15 protein-coding genes are annotated in these 18212 nt (G+C 44.9%); 9 read left to right on the plus strand and 6 right to left on the minus strand.

The window, feature by feature from the left end; genetic code table 11:
• Positions 1 to 364 precede the first annotated feature (364 nt).
• The 9 genes from K2G41_RS10300 (at position 365) to queG (ending at position 14585) form a co-directional block, all read left to right on the plus strand.
• Positions 365 to 1381: a DNA adenine methylase gene (locus K2G41_RS10300; RefSeq protein ID WP_300117888.1), complete on the plus strand. Its 1017-nt coding sequence runs from the start codon at positions 365 to 367 to the stop codon at positions 1379 to 1381.
• Entirely contained in the window at positions 1378 to 2355 is a 978-nt protein-coding gene (locus tag K2G41_RS10305; protein WP_300117890.1) for a Dam family site-specific DNA-(adenine-N6)-methyltransferase, read from the plus strand. Before K2G41_RS10300 ends, K2G41_RS10305 begins: the two co-directional genes overlap by 4 nt.
• Positions 2309 to 4348 carry an AlwI family type II restriction endonuclease gene (locus K2G41_RS10310; protein WP_300117892.1) on the plus strand — a complete coding sequence of 680 codons (2040 nt, stop codon included), beginning with the start codon at positions 2309 to 2311 and terminating at the stop codon, positions 4346 to 4348. Before K2G41_RS10305 ends, K2G41_RS10310 begins: the two co-directional genes overlap by 47 nt.
• 219 nt (positions 4349 to 4567) lie before the next feature.
• Complete coding sequence (locus K2G41_RS10315; protein ID WP_300117894.1) at positions 4568 to 5005, plus strand: hypothetical protein; 438 nt, start codon at positions 4568 to 4570, stop codon at positions 5003 to 5005.
• A gap of 2 nt (positions 5006 to 5007) precedes the next feature.
• Positions 5008 to 8001 carry a hypothetical protein gene (locus K2G41_RS10320; RefSeq protein ID WP_300117895.1) on the plus strand — a complete coding sequence of 998 codons (2994 nt, stop codon included), beginning with the start codon at positions 5008 to 5010 and terminating at the stop codon, positions 7999 to 8001.
• A gap of 464 nt (positions 8002 to 8465) precedes the next feature.
• Entirely contained in the window at positions 8466 to 9527 is a 1062-nt protein-coding gene (gene trpS, locus K2G41_RS10325; RefSeq protein WP_300117897.1) for a tryptophan--tRNA ligase, read from the plus strand.
• 6 nt (positions 9528 to 9533) lie between these two features.
• Complete coding sequence (locus K2G41_RS10330; protein ID WP_300117902.1) at positions 9534 to 13022, plus strand: DUF2723 domain-containing protein; 3489 nt, start codon at positions 9534 to 9536, stop codon at positions 13020 to 13022.
• A gap of 5 nt (positions 13023 to 13027) precedes the next feature.
• Entirely contained in the window at positions 13028 to 13645 is a 618-nt protein-coding gene (locus tag K2G41_RS10335; protein ID WP_300117904.1) for a polysaccharide deacetylase family protein, read from the plus strand.
• Between the two features lie 13 nt (positions 13646 to 13658).
• On the plus strand, positions 13659 to 14585 hold the full coding sequence (queG, locus tag K2G41_RS10340) for a tRNA epoxyqueuosine(34) reductase QueG (RefSeq protein WP_300117906.1): 927 nt from the start codon (positions 13659 to 13661) through the stop codon (positions 14583 to 14585).
• Here the strand turns inward: queG and K2G41_RS10345 are convergent.
• The 6 genes from K2G41_RS10345 to K2G41_RS10370 all read right to left on the minus strand — a co-directional run bounded on the left by K2G41_RS10345 (position 14542) and on the right by K2G41_RS10370 (position 18198).
• Entirely contained in the window at positions 14542 to 15084 is a 543-nt protein-coding gene (locus tag K2G41_RS10345) for a TatD family hydrolase (RefSeq protein WP_300117908.1), read from the minus strand. The two genes, queG and K2G41_RS10345, sit on opposite strands and share 44 nt — an antisense overlap.
• 95 nt (positions 15085 to 15179) lie before the next feature.
• The gene (gene yidD, locus K2G41_RS10350; RefSeq protein ID WP_300117910.1) at positions 15180 to 15389 is read right to left on the minus strand and encodes a membrane protein insertion efficiency factor YidD; all 210 of its coding nucleotides are present in this window, start codon (positions 15387 to 15389) and stop codon (positions 15180 to 15182) included.
• Positions 15390 to 15491: 102 nt separating this feature from the next.
• A complete protein-coding gene (locus K2G41_RS10355; protein ID WP_300117912.1) occupies positions 15492 to 16025 on the minus strand; it encodes a ribonuclease P protein component in 534 nt (177 codons plus the stop codon).
• 29 nt (positions 16026 to 16054) lie between these two features.
• Entirely contained in the window at positions 16055 to 16813 is a 759-nt protein-coding gene (locus tag K2G41_RS10360; RefSeq protein ID WP_300117914.1) for a uroporphyrinogen-III synthase, read from the minus strand.
• Between the two features lie 12 nt (positions 16814 to 16825).
• On the minus strand, positions 16826 to 17626 hold the full coding sequence (locus K2G41_RS10365) for a DUF4271 domain-containing protein (RefSeq protein ID WP_300117916.1): 801 nt from the start codon (positions 17624 to 17626) through the stop codon (positions 16826 to 16828).
• A gap of 11 nt (positions 17627 to 17637) precedes the next feature.
• Complete coding sequence (locus K2G41_RS10370) at positions 17638 to 18198, minus strand: TIGR00730 family Rossman fold protein (protein ID WP_300117918.1); 561 nt, start codon at positions 18196 to 18198, stop codon at positions 17638 to 17640.
• Positions 18199 to 18212 lie beyond the last annotated feature (14 nt).

Raw genomic sequence — 18212 nt, forward strand, 5'->3', positions numbered from 1 at the left:
CCTCGGAATAAAATATTAAACATGATCTCACCTCACACTATGACATATCCGGAAATTCCAGCCGACATCAAAAGCAAAATCGAAACTATACACGATTGGATTTTCCGACTCGTTTATGGCTATTATTTCAGAAAAAAACGTTAACTTCGCAATTAAGTAACATTTATCTGAAAATGACCTCCCCCGACCTCTGGTCGCTTTGCCCCGGCAAAGATTTAGTAAAGGAAAAAATAACCGGCCAAATCCGCTTAGTCCAACCAAGCCTTACGGCCAAAATCAAAAAAACTATAGAACTCCCCTGCAGCCGTTACAGATCCCGGTCAGCCCTCAGATACTGCATAGGAGTTTCATCTTTAATAATTAAATGGAATATATCAACATAAGCAATCGTCGTTACCTCGGTAATAAATACAAACTACTTCCTTTTATACATGAAGTAGTAATGAACGAGTGTGCTAATGTTCATACATTCTTCGATGTTTTTGCTGGTACTGGCGCAGTGGCTTCTGCCTTTACTAATTGCCACCTTATTGTTAATGATTTAATGCGAAGTAACTTTATTTCTTCACTCGCATGGTTTTCTTCACAAACATTTTCGAATGAGAAGGTTATTGATTTGATTAACTATTTTAACTCCTTCGATGCCTCAGATCAGTCCAACTATGTCAGTGAAAATTTTTCTAATACATACTTTAGTGAGAATGTATGCAAAAAAATAGGCTACATAAGGGAAACCATTGAATCAATGTTTCAATCTGGAGCAGTCAACCAAAAGGAATGGGCAATAATTATCACATCACTGTTTTATTCTATGGATAGAATCGCTGCGACCTGTGGACACTACGATTCTTTCATTCAAGGAGCCGATTTGCCTAACGACATCATATTACGTATGCCAATTCTTGATTATCCGTTAGCAGATAACAATATCTGCTTAAATGCAGATGCAAATCTTATTGCATCGGATTATGAGTGTGATATTGCATACCTTGACCCTCCATATAACTCTCGTCAATATTGTGATGCTTACCATTTGTTAGAAAATATTGCTATTTGGCAAAAACCGAAAGTTTTTGGTATAGCGCGTAAAATGGATCGTTCCACAATGAAAAGCGAATATTGCCGGACTTCTGCCACCAAACAATTGGAGTATTTAGTTAATCATCTGAACGCTCGCTATATATTGTTGTCCTACAACAATAACGGCAATAAATTGCAAATCAGGAGCAATGCAAAAATTTCGGATGAAAACATTATGCGCATTTTATCTACTCGGGGTGATGTAAGAATTTTCACTAAAGATTATCGTCCATTTTCTGCGGGGAAAGGTGAAAATGTTGGAAACCAAGAAAGACTATTCTTATGCGCCGTTCGGAGATGAATAAATTTTTCACGGTTTCACCGTTGAATTATATTGGAGGTAAGGCTCGTATTCTTGATCAAGTCTTACCATACTTCCCATTGCACATAGACCATTTCGTTGATTTGTTCTGCGGTGGTTGCAATGTAGGTATTAATACACGAGCGCAACACCATGTCTATAATGATAAGTCTTCGCAACTCATAGGTCTATTGAGTCTGTTTGCCACAAAAGACCCTGATTCGTTTATCCAAGAAATTAATCACATTATAGATAAGTATGAGTTTTCTCGGACTTCCGAACATAACTTCGCTTTTTATGGCGGTAATTGCATGAAAGGTGTTTCCGAGTATAATCGTGAAAAATTCATTACATTGCGCGATGAATTTAACTCTCGACAAGAGCATGATGATTATTATTATACTCTCCTTTACATTTTGATTGTTTTTGGATTTAACAATCAAATGAGATTCAACTCACAGGGTGATTACAATCTACCAGTAGGTAAAAGAGATTTTAACAATGTGTTGCAAAATAAACTTAAGAAGTTTATGATTGCCTTGCAACGACAAGAAACCACTATATCCAACTTCGACTTCAGACACTTCAATACTGATTTTCTCACTGAAAACAGCCTTGTGTATGTTGACCCTCCATATCTAATTACAGGTGCGACGTACAATGAGAATGGTGGCTGGACTAAACAAGACGAATACGATTTACTTCTATTTCTTGATGGTCTTAATGATCGAGGTATCCATTTTGCCTTATCGAACGTACTAAGGCACAAAGGCAAGGATAACCCTATTTTACTAGATTGGGTCAATGACAACGACTATAATTTGAATCAAATCCAAATGGATTACAGTAATTCTAATTATCAGGTAAAGGGAAAAGACTCGGGAACACAGGAAGTTTTAATAACGAACTATAATAACCTTGAAGAATATGGACGACAGGGATTTAGAATATATTTTGAGCCATTTGGCTTATAACACATTTGTTTGGAACTTTGGAACTACTTCTTTCCGAACTAAACAAATGAACTTTTCAATTGAGAGACAACTTGAACTTCTCTCTGAATTTTGGAAAGATGAAAATAATGCTAAATGTGGATGGGAAAAGGAATATCTTCACCCTAATCAGCCGTATAATATTTACGAAATCAAAAATCGTTACTATGATTTTATGCGCGACAATAGTTTCATTACTGGCGATGATAAAATCAAGTATAAGGCTGCACGTGAGAAAACTTCTGGACTCGTTGACATTGGCGTTATAAATCGAGACCACCGTCTAACCGAGGTAGGAGAAACTATTCTTAAAATCTCCCGTAGCGGAGATTATACCTCTAAGAATATCTTGTCCATATCCAAGGACAGTCTTATTTATCTTTCTCAGCTTCTCAAACATTCAATCGCATTGAAGGACGGCTACGTGCGTCCATTTGTCGTACTACTATACCTTCTTTCAGAAGTTGGGCCTCTTACTTTTGAAGAGTTTACCTATCTTGCGCCTCTGTGTACTTCCGAAAAAGCAACCTCTAGTATTGTTGATTCCATTACTAAGCTACGCAATGGAGAAATTTCATTGAATGACATTATTTATCAGCACATAATGCGTCAACAAAATTATCAAGATGCTTACTATGCATGGATTAATACAGAGGTTTCCGAGGAGATTGTTACCGCCATCGGCATAAATAGAAAAAGCCGTAAATATGATAAAATTTATTACCAATTTTATCTTGCTCTTAAACAGCTTTTTGTAGATAATAATCCCGACGCTGCTATTAAAGTTTACAACATATCTAAGAAAATCCAAGTTGGCAGATATTGGAGGGAATTGCTTTTTGATACCATCTCTCCTAAAGCAATAAAAAATGATCCTCTCGCTCATTTAAACGTGACGGAGTTTACAACTGCTAATACTGAAACTAAGTTTAAAGAAGTTTTCTTCAAGTACTTACATTTATATAAGGTCAAATCCACTTTATATGATTATTTTGACCTTAATCGTCGCTATATTAAGTTATCTAATATAATCCTCTTTGAGAACGGACAACTTAAATACGACCTTGTTCCTAAACCGTTCTTTACTTCAGCAATGCATGAGCTATATAAACTCGCATACTCTGAGGCTGAGAATCTAGAACAGCTTACTTCTTTGGAAGATATATGCCCAGCCTTAAAGCTTAACGAACAGCATCTTCTCGATGCGCTCAATAATGAATTGGGGACCAATCTCAATTCAATTGACGAAGTGAGTTCGGAGGCTAAAAAACAGAAATACGAACGCTTCAACAATATGATTACAACTCGTTTCTCCGATGATCAACTAATAAAATTACTCAACGATTTTGATTCAAGAAATGACGATGCAATTTTTAAGGCAGTTTCTGACAATGCGGACATTCCTACTATCTTCGAGTATGTCCTTGGTATTATTTGGTATAAGACAAGTGAATTTAAGGGACATATTCTCGATTATCTCAAACTCTCTTTAGATGCCGATTTGCTACCTGTAACACACGCTGTCGGTGGAGATGCTGACATCGTATATGAATACGCCGCTTGGCCACCCTTCTATCCGAAGCATAATCTTCTTCTAGAAGCAACATTGGCTGACAGCACAAATCAAAGACGTATGGAGATGGAACCGGTCTCCCGTCATCTTGGTAGACACTTACTTCGCACGCGCGATTTCAATAATTACTGTATTTTTGCCACCACACATCTTGATGTCAATGTTATAAGCGACTTCAAAAGCCGTAAGCATATTCCATATTATGATACTCAAAATGATGAGAATTTTATTCAAGGCATGAAGATTATTCCTCTTGATTCCTCCGATCTGAGAGAAATTATTCGACAAGGTAGAAAGTATCGTGATTTATATCCTTTATTTGAAGAAGCCTACCAACAAAGCGACAAATTACACCCAAAGAAATGGTATAATGAATTGGTAAGAATTTCGCCCATCGATTGACGCTCGTTATGTTATAGAATTCGAATTATTTACACAAGAGCCAATATCCTATAGCATAAACATTTGCTGAATATCTTGGATATCTGTATAGGGATATTTTGGCACAAGTCTAGAACTCATTTAAAATGAGCTTGCATAAATTGGATTTGCAATAGTGAATACATTTGGATCTTTAGCTTGTTTTAAATATCTTTGTAACCCATACTCAAATAAATATAAATGAAGATTGCTGATTATAGAGATGCTGCTAACAAACATTTTCAAACCTGTACTTATATTATCAAGAATACGACTGGTAAGTACTGTGGTGATAAAATGTTACTTCACTCTAATGTGTATTATCTTAGCGGATACGTGGTTGAATGTCTCCTTAAATATGCTATACTCCAACAGAAGCATGCTTCTAAAAATGTTTCAAAGGAGTGTTTGGAGCAATATAATTTGATTAGCCATGATCTTTGCAAACTTTTTCAGAATGCCATTCAGATATTACCTGATTTACAACCTAAGAATATGCCAGATGCTTTTAGAAACTGGCATGTAGAAATACGTTATGAAAGTTATGGAAGCCACAAAGTTCACCTTGAAACTATTGATTCGTGGATGACAAATTTCATTAAGCCTTTGCGTCAATCAATAATAAAAAAATACGGCTAATTATGATACAATTATTAAAAAAATGTGAAGCTCTAAAAGCATGCCTAGATGAGGCTATGCGTTTAGCAAAAATACAGAATTTTAGAATTCTTATCAATTATAACGAATATGTACAAATATTTATAATTGGAGATTATACAAAGGATATAGATGGAACCGTAGCCAAATTAAAGGGAATCTATAGTGACGTTGATATTGAAATCATTGATCCACAGGATGAGTATTCGATACCAGATATTTTCCAAAAAACTTTAACGGGCGAAATTGTATTTAATCATGGTCGGCGTAGATTAACCTCATTTGCACATGGAGTTTCGCGCCAAAGTCATACGCCTATTGTGACTTTTTATAGTTTTAAGGGAGGCCAAGGACGTTCGACTACTTTGGCTGCTTTTGCAACATATCTTGCTCATGAGCATAGGAAGAAGGTTTTTATAATTGATTTTGATATTGAAGCACCAGGGTTCAATAATTTCTTTGGGAATTGTGGTAGTTGCCAAAATGGACTTATCGAATATCTAATGGATAAGACTACGGGGATGGTAACTGATAAAGAATTAGAGCGATATGTTAGACAGGCTGATACCTTATACTGCGGTAATGGCATGATACATGTAATGTCTGCTGGTAATTTGGATTGCTCAGAAGTGATAGGTTCTCGGTTTGAAACCCATTTACATCATTATATCGAAGGGCTTGCAAGACTAGATGTAAACAACAATGAATATGCTATTGACCTAATAAACGGCCTTGTTTCCGATATAGAAAATCAGTATGCTCCAGATGTTATTTTAATTGATTCAAGAACGGGATTTAATGATATAATGGGGTTATTTACCAACTATCTCTCTCATATAATAGTTGGTTTTTTCAGGGGCGATGCGCAATCTGTCCCTGGTCTGTACCATTTTATTTCATCTGTTGGTTGTCGTGCAGATATTGAGACCTTTGTGGTTAATTCCATTCTACCATCACCTGGAAAATTGAATAAAACGCTCTTCAAATCGTTTAAGGAACTCCTTGAAGACATTAAGGATAATGAAATATCACGTTTGAACAACCACGATATTGAATCGGATGATATTTCGGATCTATTTGACCGAATAACACCTTTCCCACTCTCACGCCGTGATGAACTTGAACTTGTAGGATCGTCAGAAGAGGATTCTCAGGATTTCATTGATTTAGCTGCTGGTGAATTTCCAGATTACAATCGTTTGTTCTCAGCTATTTTAGGAGCTATTGAGAACATCACAGTTGATAATAATACATCATACCCCTTTAAAGCATGTATGAACTATGGGGTAAATGGATTAGGAGGCTCTGAAGTAAAACAATCTGTGCCTATCCAGCTCTCAGATGCAAAAACGCTGTTTTCCGATATCAATAATGCTTCTGAGCAAGAGAAAAATATTTCACTAATTCAATGGAAAAGCGATATTTTAAGAAGTGCAAATGAGACCTTACGGAGAATAAATCTTTATGCTGATGATACTGACATAGAAGATAATTACGATCGCGGACAATTTTTCTTGCGGGAATGTATGAGAGATCTGTTCAATTTGGACAAATACTTAATTCTAGGAAGCAAAGGGACAGGGAAGTCGTATCTTTATAGAGCACTCCAAAGCAACCGATTGGTAAGTATAATCGAGGAATACGCACTCAAACAAGACGAATATATTTTCTTAGATGCAATCAAGCGTGAGAGTCACATTTTTCATGTTGAACATTTTGGATACAAAAATGACCTTTTCAAACATAATTTTTGGCTATTGTATACATGGCACATAATTGCGAGGGCTCTTCATTCTTTTGCTCCTGATTTCAAACCAAATTTAGATTTGAAACTGACAGATCTCAAAGATGAAAATAAGGCTCTACGGTATTTTGAAAAAACAATTAATGACAATAATGCTATTATTTGTGTTGAAGAAGAATACCGTAGGCTTGATAAATATCTACTAGATAACGAATCGCCCAAAAGAAAGAAAATCCTCACAGTCCTCTATGATCAGCTTGATGAGATCGTCAAACCTGAAAAGTGGACAGAATGGATTCCATCCTTAATGGAGTTATGGCGTTTTAAACGCTTTAATCGTATATTTGGAAAACTTTTTCTGAGAAGGGATCTTTTCAGAAAAATGAGAGGGTTGACTAATGTTAAAGATATTGAAAATCAAGCAATTGATATAGAATGGAAACGAGAAGAAGTATATTCATTTTTTTTCAAAACCATACTTAATAACGAAGTTATTAATCGTTTTTGGGGTGTATGCTATATCATGAATCCACAAGAACAAACACGTATTAGTAAGCTCAAGCGTCATTATATATCCGAGGAGAACCGATTTAAACTAGATAATTATTATCTGCAACCATTAGTTAATGCTTTTTTCGGCATGACCGTTAAAACTAAAGATATTCGTAACCTTGGTGAAAGCTACTACTGGTTATATGATAATCTCAAGAACGCTGATGATACTATAAGTTTGAGACCTTTCATTGATTTTATAAAGGCCTCCCTAAAAAAGTGGGAAGAGGATTCGAATCGTGACCGTGTAATCAAGTCAAGTAATGCGATTTTACCACCTGAGTACTATACAAATAAGAGTGTTAGGAGCGACTCTGTAAATCGACATATAGATGATCTTGTGAAGGAAATCGGTAACTATCCGATTAGAGTAATTTTTGATTTTTTCAAAAATAATATATCGTTCAAATATATAAAACTATCAAGGATTAAGTTTGAAGAAGCACTCACTAAGATTCTTACCGATCCTTCGAATATAGAAATCCTTGATGGACAAGACATTAAATCATTAATAGACTTAATGATAACCAATGGTATTGTCTCCAAAAGTTCTAATAGCAAGGGCGATTTTTATAAATTTGCACACCTTTATAAGTATTATTTGGGGTTACGGGGTGGCATAGCTACTGAACGGAAGAATCAACCTTATCATCGATCAAATAAAAGAAGGCCTAGACCGTAAGTTCAATATAAAGATTTACATATGAATAATAGAAAACAGTCAATATAAAACTAAATATATAGGTTCAATGTGAGCTATTTCCCTATATCATCAGACCAATATTAAGTTCAAGAATAATGTGAAAAGAAGTTTAAGTATCACCACAATAGAGATTGCCGCGAAAATGTGTGGCGATTTGAACAATCAACAACGAGATGAATACTATTTTTCAATTTAACATTCACAATTCAGATTATTCCCAAATTACAAAATCAAATATGGAAAATAGCTGTATTATTGTATTATCTTTAGAAACCACTTATCAGTCTTTAGAAGATTTTTGATAAAAGACTGGCATTCTTCTAATTATTCTTATCGAACTCATACTATTTTACTAACCCTTAACGAAATTTTTTGTACTTTTGTGGTCTAAATTGGCGTGTTACGCCTTAACCAATCAGTAACTTTCTAATAATCACCATATTATGAACGATAAAGAAGTGGTTCTCTCCGGAATCCGTGCCACCGGAAACCTACACCTTGGCAATTACTACGGAGCTTTGAGCAAATTCGTGAAAATGCAGAACGATTATGACTGTCTCTTTTTCATCGCCGACCTCCATGCCCTCACCACCAATCCTGAACCCAACGCGCTCCACGAGAACGTGAAAAATATTCTCGCCGAATATCTTGCAGCAGGTATCGACCCTGAGAAGGCAACCATCTTCGTGCAAAGCGACGTCCCCGAAATATCCGAAATGTATCTCCTCCTCAACATGCACGTCGGTATCGGCGAACTCATGCGCACCGCCTCATTCAAGGACAAGGCCCGCAAACAGCTCGGCATCAAGACCGACAAGGATGACGAGGACATCGAGAAGCAGATCATCGGCACTGACTCCAACAAGCGCGTCAACGCCGGCCTCCTCACCTATCCCACCCTCATGGCTGTCGATATCCTCATTCAGAAAGCCCACAAAGTGCCCGTCGGCAAGGATCAGGAACAGCACCTCGAACTCACACGCCGTTTCGCACGTCGTTTCAACTCGTTCTATGGTGTCGATCTCTTCCCCGAACCGCAGAACTTCAACTTCGGCGACCACGCCGTCAAAGTCCCCGGTCTCGACGGATCAGGCAAGATGGGCAAGAGCGAGGGCAACTGCATCTACCTCATCGACGAGGAGAAGGTGCTCCGCAAGAAAGTGATGCGCGCCGTGACCGACGAAGGTCCCAAAGAACCCAACCAGCTCATCTCCGAACCGGTCCAGAACCTCCTCACCCTCATGGAGCTTACTTCCACGCCCGAAATCGTCCAGAGCTACCGCGACGCCTACGCCGACTGTTCGATCCGCTACGGCGACATGAAGAAACAGCTTGCCGAGGATATCCTGAAGATCACCACCCCTATCCGCGAACGCTACCACGACATCCGCAACGACGACGCCTACATCTCGCGTGTGGTCCGTCAGGGAGCCGAGCGTGCCCGCGAACGTGCGGCCAAGACCCTCGCTGAAGTCCGCGAAATCATGGGTATCCGTAAATTCTGAAAAAAAATGAAAAAATATAACCTCATCAACAACTCTCTCGGCTGGCTCTGCTTCGTCATCGCGGCAGTAACCTACCTGCTCACTCTTGAGCCGACAGCCAGCTTCTGGGACTGCCCGGAATTTATCTCGCAAGGCTACAAGCTTGAAGTCGGTCACCCGCCGGGCAACCCTATCTTCATGCTTGCCGCTCGCTTCTTTGTCAACTTCGCGTTCGGCGATGTCAGCAAGGTAGCCCTTATGGTCAACTCAATGTCGGCCCTTCTCTCGGCCGGCACCATCCTGCTCCTCTTCTGGACCATCACCCACCTTGTCAGGAAACTCATTGTCAAGGATGATGCCTCGGAGATAAGCCTCACACAGATGCTGGTGATCTTCGGATCAGGTATCTGCGGAGCACTTGCCTACACGTGGAGCGACACGTTCTGGTTCTCGGCGGTCGAAGGTGAGGTCTATGCCTTCTCCTCATTCTGCACGGCACTCGTGTTCTGGCTCATCCTCAAATGGGAAAACCGTGCCGAACGTCCTCACAGCGACAAATACCTGATATTCATAGCATATATCATCGGTATCTCCATCGCTGTCCACCTGCTCAACCTCCTCTGTATCCCTGCCATAGCCCTCGTGATCTACTATAAGCTCTGGAAGGACACCACGGCCAAAGGCTCACTCGTCACCCTCGCCCTCTCGGCAGTGGTGGTCGGCCTGATCCTCTACGGTCTCGTCCCTGGCTTTATCGAGGTGTCGCAGTACTTCGAGTTATTCTTCGTCAACACCCTCGGATGCAGCTACAACATGGGTGTGCTCATCTATGCCATCCTTGCCGTTGCCTGCTTCATCTGGGCCATCAGCGAGCTTTACAAGCAGAACAGCGTAGGCAAGATACGCATCAGTGTCCTGCTCAGCATCTTCTTCTCAGGCATCCCCTTCATCGGCGAGAGCATGTGGATTCCGGTCATCATAATGATCGGCCTTATCGCGTGGCTCTTCATGGCCAAGAAGCTCCCCGTGCGTATTCTCAACCTCGTAGTCATGAGCATCTTCGTGATCTTCATCGGCTACTCGTCCTACGCACTCCTTCTGATCCGTGCAAGCGCGAATCCCCCGATGAATCAGAACGCGCCTGACAACGTTTTCGCCCTCGCCTCCTATCTCAACCGCGAGCAGTACGGCGAACGCCCCCTGTTCTACGGTCAGACCCACCAGTCAAGCGTGGTTTATGAGATCGACGGTCAGGGACAAGCCTCACCGATGTATGACGAGGGTCGTCCGCTCTACGCCAAAGTCGTAAAGACATCTCCCGACCAGCCTGACCGCTATGAGATCACCGGCTATAAGAAGAACTATGTCATGGCTCCTGAGCTCAACATGCTCTTCCCCCGAATCTACAGCGGCGCACACACCGCAGCTTACTCCGACTGGATCGGTGGCCTGAAAGGCAAGCCCGTCAGCGCGACGCGCTATGTCCATGACGGCGAGACACTCCAGACAGTCGATGCCATCAAGCCGACCATGGGCGAGAGTCTGCGTTTCTTCCTCGTCTATCAGCTCAACCACATGTACTGGCGATACTTCATGTGGAACTTCGCAGGCCGTCAGAACGACATTCAGGGCAACGGCGAAGTCAACCACGGCAACTGGATCTCCGGCATACCTTTCATCGACAATCCCCGTCTCGGCGACCAGAGCCTCCTCCCCTACTCCGACGGCAAGGGCAATAAGGGTCACAACGTGTTCTACATGCTCCCGCTCATCATGGGCATAATCGGACTCGGATGGCAGGCATTCACCTCCAAACGTGGTATCGAGCAGTTCTGGGTCATCTTCTTCCTCTTCTTCATGACAGGTATCGCCATCGTGCTCTATCTCAACCAGACTCCCTCGCAGCCCCGTGAGCGTGACTATGCCTTCGCAGGCTCGTTCTACGCTTTCGCTATATGGCTCGGTATGGGCGTCGCAGGACTCTGGGCACTCGTGTGTGAGCTCTTCCGTAAAAACGGAAAGGACAAGGGCAAAGCAGCTCTCTCAACTGAAGCCGCCGAGGCCCGCGAGAAGAAAATCAGCCTCGCAGGAGCGATATTCGCATGCCTCGTAGGTCTGTTTGTCCCGCTCCAGATGGTGTCGCAGACATGGGACGACCATGACCGTTCCGGCCGCTACACCACCCGCGACTTCGGTATGAACTACCTCGATTCAGTCGATGAGAACGGCATCATCTTCACCAACGGCGACAACGACACCTTCCCCCTCTGGTATGCACAGGAGGTCGAGGGTCACCGCACCGACGTGAAAGTGGTCAACCTCTCGTATCTCACCACCGACTGGTATGCAAATCAGGTGAAACATCCCTCATATCAGGCCGAAGGAATCGAAACACTCGCCAAACCGGAGGATTACGGTTACGAGCGCATGAATTTCAGCTACTTCGCAGCCGATTGCGACACCACACCTGTCAACATCTTCACCGCCCTCCGTCAAGTCTATGATCAGAACTCAAGCAAGAATACGTGGAACGCTCCGATGATGAAGTACAACAACTTCGTCATCCCCGTGGATATTCCTGCAGCTGTCAAGGCCGGACGCATCACCGAACATGAGGCAGAGGCCGCAGACACAGCAATCCGCGCCAACATGGCCGATGACCGCGAATCGTCAGGTCACGGCGGCATGACACTCAGCCAGATCCTCTCGCTCGACATGCTTGCCACTTCAGTCAAGAACGGATGGAAAAATCCCATCTACTTCGCATCGACAGTGCCATCCGACTACTATGTCGCCCTCCAGCCCTACATGCGCTCGACAGGTATGGCCTACGAAGTAACCCCCGTCCGCAACGAGGAGAACGGCGAATATGACATCAACGCCGTCAATACCGACAAGGCTTACCGCAACATAACCGAGAAGTTCCGCTGGGGCGGTCTTGAAAATGTCACTTCACCTGACGACATATATCTCGACGAGACCATACGCCGAATGGTGACAACCACCCGCTCCTACATCATCGCCACTGCAACCGCCTTCATCAATGAGGCAGCTCTGGCAGAGCGTGCCGACACGATCACCGCCGACCCCGAAGCCAAACAGGAACTCGCGGCATACAAGGCCGACCGCTACGCCAAGGCACTCGAACTTCTCAACCTCATGGAGGAGAAACTCCCCGAAGCAGCCTCGCCCTACGCCGTACAGATCCCCCAGAAGATGGCGCAGATTTATGCCCGCATCGGAATGGCTACCAGCAATAAGGAAGCATCGGCCCACGCTCTCGAACTCCTTGAAAATGAAATCCGCCGCTACGCGCAGAACGTGAAGTATTACCAGAGCCTCAATCCTTGGCAGTACGCAACCCTGCCCAAGACTGACCGCTTCATCGAGACCTACTATATGGTCTATCTGCTTCAGGATCTCAGCGACGCGGGTGGCGATGCCGAAAAGATGGTTGACGAACTCACCGACATGGGCGTCAACTTTGACCGCATCGTCTCCATTCTCCAGCAGTAGGAATCATGTGGATTGAACAGCCACCGTTTTTCTACCGTCTGCTCTTCACGGAAGCCATCTGGCGAATACTCCATAGAGGGAAGAAGGTCGTCTATCTGACTTTTGATGACGGCCCGATTCCTGAGGAGACGCCGTGGGTGCTCGACACCCTCGACCGTTACGGCATAAAAGCCACATTCTTCATGGTCGGTGACAATGTGAGGAAGTATCCGGAGGTGTTCGAGGAAGTGAAACGCCGCGGCCACTCTTACGGCAACCACACCATGCACCACCTGCAGGGTCTGAAAGTAAGCGCGACGACATTTTTCCGCGATATAACCGAGGCCGACCGGCTGATCGGTTCTACACTCTTCCGTCCGCCTCACGGCATCATATCCCCGTGGCAGACGAAGCTGATCAAACGTCACTACAACATCATAATGTATGACGTGGTTACGCGCGACTACTCGAAGCGCGTCAGCAAGGAGCAAGTACTGAACAACGTGAAACGCTATGTCCGCAACGGATCAATCATAGTGTTTCACGACTCACTCAAGGCTCACGAGAGAATGCGCTATGCCCTACCCCGTGCCATTGAATGGCTGAAAGAACAGGGCTACGAATTTCGTGTGCTGGGGATGTAGGTCACTTACACCTATGAATGCTACCGATATAAAAATACTGCTTCAAGAGGCCGGAGCTTACCGGTCAGGCATAGCCCGCGCGACAGAGGTCGATCCTGAAGTGACCGCCTGCTATGACCGCTGGCTGTCCGAAGGCCGCAACGCCGGAATGGGCTATCTTGAAAACTACACAGACATCAGACGGAATCCCGCTTTGCTCCTTCCCGGAGCTAAGAGCGTGATTTCGTCTGCTTTTAATTACTGGTGGGGTAAATGCGAAGGTCCGCTCCAATGGGCATCATACGCTCTGGGGGATGACTACCACGACATCGTGAGACGCAGGCTGCAAAGTGCAGCGGAAAAGATCGCGCTGGCCACAGGTGCTGAATGCCGTGTCTGCGTGGATACAGCTCCCCTGCCCGAACGCTACTGGGCCGTGAAATCAGGCATAGGCTTCATCGGGCTTAACCGTCAACTGATCATTCCGGGTGCGGGGACACACTTTTTCCTCGGAGAGATCATAACCACCCTCGAACTTGACACAGACCAACCTCTTGAGAGCGACTGCGGAAGCTGTGGTAAATGTCTGCGTGCCTGTCCGGGTGGCGCACTTGATTCATCGGGACTCGACGCACGCCGCTGTCTGTCATATCTGACCATCGAACACCGGGGGCAACTCCCCGAAGGAACTCATTGCGGAAAGCACGTCTATGGTTGTGACGTATGTCAGGAGGTATGTCCTCATAATGCCTGTGCACCTATTTCGGAAATCGAGGAATTCCGTCCGCGACAGACCGTCGTCAGCCTCGATGCGGAAGCGATAATAGATATGAAACAGGAAGATTTTTCAACGATCTTCCGCCGATCGGCCATCAAACGCACAAAAATCAGCGGACTGCAACGCAATGCGGAGTATATCATAAAGCATCCGTCTCCCGCAGACGACGCGAAGCAGGCGTGAGATCGAAGGATGCCGGATTGTACTTCTCCCCGAAAGAAAGATAGAACCCGTGGTCGAGAAGCTCACGCGCAAGCTGCGGTTTGCCACGGAAACCGTGTATTATCCACGGCTGCGAGGGTCGCCATTGTCTTTTCAAGTTTATTATTTCCGGAAAGGCTTTGACTATGTGGAGAATGAGAGGTTTGGCGAGCTGTTCGCTCAATCGAAAATGAAAATGGAGAAGCTGTGTCTGTGCGGATAGAATTCCCTCACGGGAACGGCCTTCCGCTTCAGTCAGTTTTGCGTCAAGCCCACACTCCCCTATGGCCAAAACAGCCGGTTCGATTGCAAGGGCACGCAGCAACAGCAGGTCTGTCGGGCGAGTTGCAAATACATTCCACGGGTGGATGCCGACGGAGTAACTATAACCCTTGCGGAGTCTGACTCCTCCACGAAGATCAACCGGATCAAGGTTGACCACTGCATTATGCTTTAATATGTGGGTATGGGAGTCGAACACTTTTGGTATATATAGTATAGAGGGGAAAGTATAGAGTATAGAGGGGAGAGTATAGAGGAGATGATGCTTGTGGGAGTTGCGGTACGGAAAGGAGATCAGGGAACGGGGTCGTAGCCTGATCCGCCCCAAGGATGACAGCGGCAGATGCGTCGTATGGCCAACCATGTTCCCCGGATTATGCCATGACGCATGATTGCTTCCACCGCATATTGGCTACAGGTGGGTATGAAACGACATGCCGGAGGGAACATCGGCGATATGCAGAGCTGATAAAAACGGATAGGGAGGATAAAGAGGCGTCGCACAGATTTTCAAAGTTTGGGAAATAAGGCGTTTGGAAGCCGGTTGGGGAAAGGAAGCTGAACGGGGAAATCAGATAACGCGTCAGGACAGTATATCCCACCCGATTACTCGGCGGGAAGTTCAGCCACGGGCTGACATACAGCACTCTCCGCGTCCTTAAAGAGCGTGCGGGATATGCGGGTGAGAATGCGGGTCACTCCTTTAAGAACTTCGGAGTACGGAAGCACTTCTGACGCCACATAGATGAAAGCTATGTCCAACGGAAGATCCGATGGTATGAGATGGCGGTTGAGACGATATGCCTCGCGTATGCGCCGGCGCATCTGCACACGGTCAACGGCATGACGCAATTTTTTCTTGGGAACTGCTATAAGGAACTGCGGACAGGTTGCAACTTTACGCTGCAGATTCTTCGGGGCCGTCACCTCATCCGGCGCAAGATTCATGAATGACGAGGAGGCGATAATTTCATAATCCTCCGGCGGGAGAGCCGCACAGCGCGAGGGATTGACCGTCCATACCGCACGGAGAGGATAGGCCATAACAGACTTCGCAGCGGGATTGCTGCGGTCAAACAATTGGCCGATGGCAATCTCGCTGCGTAGTTTTTCTATTTTATATAACCTTTGTCCGGTCATTTCAGAGACTAAAGATCTATGGAAACGTGTCAATCTTCCGACTTCTCGCCTATCTCTTCCTTCAGGAAGTTTTCAAGGGCTGCAGTCATGGAAGGAGCTTTCACTGAAGGAGCCTCAAGGTCGAGACGCAGACCTGCGTTGCGGACAGCCTGTGCGGTAGTGGCTCCGAAACAACCGATACGGATATCCTTCTGCTCGAAACCGGGGAAATTCTTCAGTAGTGAGTCAATTCCGGAGGGGCTGAAGAAAAGAAGCATGTCATAGTCAAACTTCTCATCAGGACCGAAATCATTGGAAACAGTGCGATACATGACGGCCTTAGTGTAGTTGATGCCGTTCTTATCAAGGATGCTGGTATCCTCCTTATGCACGTCAGAGACGATGTAGAGGAAACGTTCTTTCTTATGCTTTACAAGGAACGGAAGAAGGCTGTCGAGTTTGCCGGTCTCGCCATGGAAAATCTTACGTTTGCGATAGACGATGTATTTCTGAAGATAAAGCGCGATGGATTCAGTGGTACAGAAATACTTCATTGTGTCAGGGATAGAGATTCGCATCTCCTCACAAAGCCTGAAGAAATGATCAATTGCAGTGCGGGCGGTGAAGATAATTGCCGTAAAGTCAGAGATAGAGATTTTTGACTGACGAAATTCTTTAGCGGTAAGCCCTTCTACCTTAATAAAGGGCCGAAACTCGATTTCCACTCCATATTTCTCGGCAATATCATAATACGGAGACTTGTCGGACGTAGGTTTCGGCTGGGAAACTAATACTTTTTTAACTTTCACTGTCAGTAGTGCTTAGGGTTGTAATTGACTTAAAAATCCGATGCATCTGTAGATGATGACGGGGGGTACAATTTCGAGAGTGCAAAGATACAAAATAAAATAAAGCAACGAGCCAAAATTGTCGTAAAAAAGCCTAAAGCCCTTGAAAATAAATATCAAACGTGTCAATAAATAGCACACGACGGCGATCAGCACGACTGTCCCCGCCTGCTCAGGATTAAAGAGCACCACAAGTGCCGGAAGCACTAAAGTGAGTCCGAGAAGCGACTGGGAGGCACTGAAGCCCTTGATCCACTGCCAAGCCGAGAAACGATCCGTGAACACGTAGCCGACCAATCTGAAAATCAGAAGTTGCCAGACATAATAGAACACGGCCAGTATGGTCAGAGCCACTATCTCCTGAAACATTGATAAGGCCGTTGAACAGCCCTCCGCAAGCATACCGGCATTGATGATGATGCCCTCACAAGCACAGGCAAGGAGCACTATGGACATCTGCATCCCCGTCTCGCTGAATGTCCGGACGGCCGACGAACTGTCGGTCCTGCGCACGGTAAAGAGATCAGTAGTGAAATTCTTAAAGTAAGTGGAATAGTGGCGTGAATTATAGGCCAGAAAGATGAACAGGCATATAATCATGCACAGAACTCCGGAATCATAACCCGGCAATTGCTTGCGCTCGGCGGGTATCATTCCGGAGGTATAGGGAAGTTTGCCTACAGTCATGACGAGCTTTTCAGACGCGGAAACAGGAGCATCCTGTTCGCGGCATGGCCTTCCGGCAAATGGATTGACTATGGAGTCATTCTGCATCACGGATCTGCTCAGTGAACGGAGTTGATAATTTCCATGGCTTCCTCAGGCGAGGCGACAACCGTGGCGGGGATGTTTCCGCCGCGCATGAACCCCTTGGACTGCATGGACTCGAAAAGGCTTACGAGCAGATCATAGTAACCATCAGTATTCACTATGATGACCGGCCCATTGAAGAGACCGAGCTGATTCCACGTCATCATCTCGGCCAGCTCATCCAGAGTGCCTATACCGCCGGGGAGGGCGACAGCGGCGCGAGCCATCGAAGCCATGGTCATCTTGCGGTGATGCATCGATTCGGTGTCGATGCAGCGCGTGAGGCGCGGATGATTCCACTTCTTTTCCATCATGAAGTGAGGAAGCACGCCGATGACCTCACCTCCGGCATCCACAGCACCTTCGATAGCGGCTGCCATCATGCCTCCGGCACCTCCTCCACACACGAGTGAAAGACCGGATTCGGCAAGAAGGACACCCATCCGGCGCGCCACGTCGAGATAACGGGTATCGATATCGGATGAAGAGGCGCAATAAACGGCTACGCCCGACGGAAGTGAGAAGTTCTGATTCATGACCGCAAAATTAC

Origin of the sequence: Duncaniella sp. (assembly GCF_029056165.1) — a bacterium.
GTDB lineage: Bacteria > Bacteroidota > Bacteroidia > Bacteroidales > Muribaculaceae > Duncaniella.